The organism is Streptomyces sp. P5F9, assembly GCF_057961495.1.
In genome coordinates this window covers 1-2,068 of record NZ_JBXVPZ010000831.1, presented here as the reverse complement: position 1 = coordinate 2,068, position 2,068 = coordinate 1, and the positions used below count along the sequence as shown (strand labels likewise).

The following is a 2,068-nucleotide window of genomic DNA, read 5'->3' as shown; positions in this document are numbered from 1 at the left end:
CGAAACCGAACCCCACCAGACTGCCCGACCAAACAAGATCAGCAAAGGCGGTCGCCGAATCCGCCAACAAAGTCCTTGAGCCCCGGGCTTCGAGCTCTTTTCTTGGGTTCTGGGCTGGGTGAAAAACAACCCAACCAACCAAGCCCGTACGTGAGTTGAGGCGGGTTTAAGCCGAACGGGTGACATTCCATGATCGGCTTGCGCCGCAAGGTAAAGCCACTCTAGGTTCGCGGCAAACAAGCAAATAGATCGGCCCCGGTCGGTGCTACCAACACCGGCTCCGGGGCCTAGACCTACGAATCGAAGAGAGTCGATCGTGGCTTACGCCCAGCCTAGCCCTGCCCTGCCGTCCCCGTCGCACCCCATGGCCAAAACGGGCTATGGAAAACGCGCCACGGGTGACGAAGAACCGCACGCGGACGCCGACTTCGCACATCTGCTCCCCCGAGACGCCGAGATCGCCGTCTTCATCGACCACCTCGACAACGGCCACGCCATGGGCCACAAGGTGATCGCGGCCGAGCATCCCCGTTACGGCCAGCAGGCCTGCCGTACGTCTCTCAAGAGCCTCACCGAGGCCGGCCATCTGCGCTGGATCAAGGAACACATCACCGTCGAGGACAACTCGATGCGGTGGGTGACGCGGACGTACTGGTCGCGTACGCCCAGGTCGGCGCAGTGGTGGGCCGAGTTCGCGCGTGAGCGCCACGGCAGGGACGTCACGCATGACTACCAGCCGGGCCTGGCGAGGACGGAAGACCCGGCCCCTGCGCCGGAGAGCAAGAGCGAGAGCGAGAGCGAGAGCGACGGGACGCCGGTGACGGAGCCGACCCCCGAGCCCAGCGCCGCGTACCGCGCACTCGCCCAACTCCGCGCCACAGACTCCCGCATGTCCCTCTCCGAAGCTGAGTGCCGCGCCCTCGAACCCCTCGCCGCCGAGTGGCTGACACGAGGCGCCACCCCAGCCGACATGGCCCGCGCCCTGACCGACGGACTGCCACCCGCCATCACGAACCCGGGCGGACTGGCCCGCAACCGACTGGAGACGAAGATGCCCCCGCAGAAGAACGACGCCACCGAGACCCGCCCCCTCCGCGCCCGTGTGACCCGCGTGCTCATGGCCTGCGCCACCTGCGACGCCGACGAGCGGACAGCGAAGATCATCAACGGCGTGTGCGAGGAATGCCGCGCGGAGCCGGAGATGAGCGAGGAGGAGATCAAGAAGGGGTTCGAGGAGATCGCCTACCTGGGAACCACGACGGCCCGCTTCCTGAAGCAGAAGCTGGAACGCCGTACGGGCGGGCCCGTGCCCGACACGTTCCGCCCCGTGCCGATCGAGGACCGCGTCCACTACCACTACCGCGACAACCGCGACCGCATCGCGAACGGCCTCCCGCCGAGGCGGTGGAAGCCGTGACGGTCGAGAAGCGGCGCGGAGGAGAGGGCGGCGTCATGACCCCCAGGACCGAGCAGCAGCCGCAGATGGCCATCGAAGATTTCGAGGAACTGGATCGCCGGGCACCCGAGACCGTCCGACTGGAGTTCATCAACGGAAAGCTCGTCGTCAAACCCATGCCGGACGGCAACCACAGTGAGATCGTCGCCTGGCTGCAGAGGGTGTGCATGCAGCACCTTCCCGACCTGTGGCTGCACGCGGAGCGCGGGCTCAAGACGGAGTGCTGTCGGAAGGGTCGTGCTCGTGCGGATGGCGCCCTCGTTCCCCGGGGCGGCCTCAAGGGACACGGCGAATGGTCGGACACAGGGACAGCCCTGATGGCCGTAGAGGTGACTTCATGGGACGCCGATGCCGCTCAACGCGACCGGCTCGACAAGCCTGATGGCTACGCGGCGGCCGGAATCCCGGTCTACGTCCTCATCGACCGGGACGACTGCACGGTCACCGTGTTCACTCATCCCGAGGACGGCCGTTACCGGCAACAGGTGAACGCGCCGATCGGCACTCCCGTCGAGATCCCCGACCCGGTGAACATCACTATCGACACCGACCCCCTCAAGGAGTTCGTCGACTGATCACAACCCCCACACCCCCTTCCCCACCGCCGTGACC

Annotated in this window: 2 protein-coding genes; both read left to right on the top strand. The window is 66.5% G+C overall.

The annotated features are described in order from the left end of the window. Window positions 1-364 precede the first annotated feature (364 nt). Window positions 365-1,417, top strand: a complete 1,053-nt coding sequence (locus AC31A1_RS50645) for a hypothetical protein (protein ID WP_489659789.1) — start codon at window positions 365-367, stop codon at window positions 1,415-1,417. Between the two features lie 35 nt (window positions 1,418-1,452). Further along, on the top strand, window positions 1,453-2,031 hold the full coding sequence (locus tag AC31A1_RS50640) for a Uma2 family endonuclease (RefSeq protein ID WP_489659788.1): 579 nt from the start codon (window positions 1,453-1,455) through the stop codon (window positions 2,029-2,031). Window positions 2,032-2,068 lie beyond the last annotated feature (37 nt).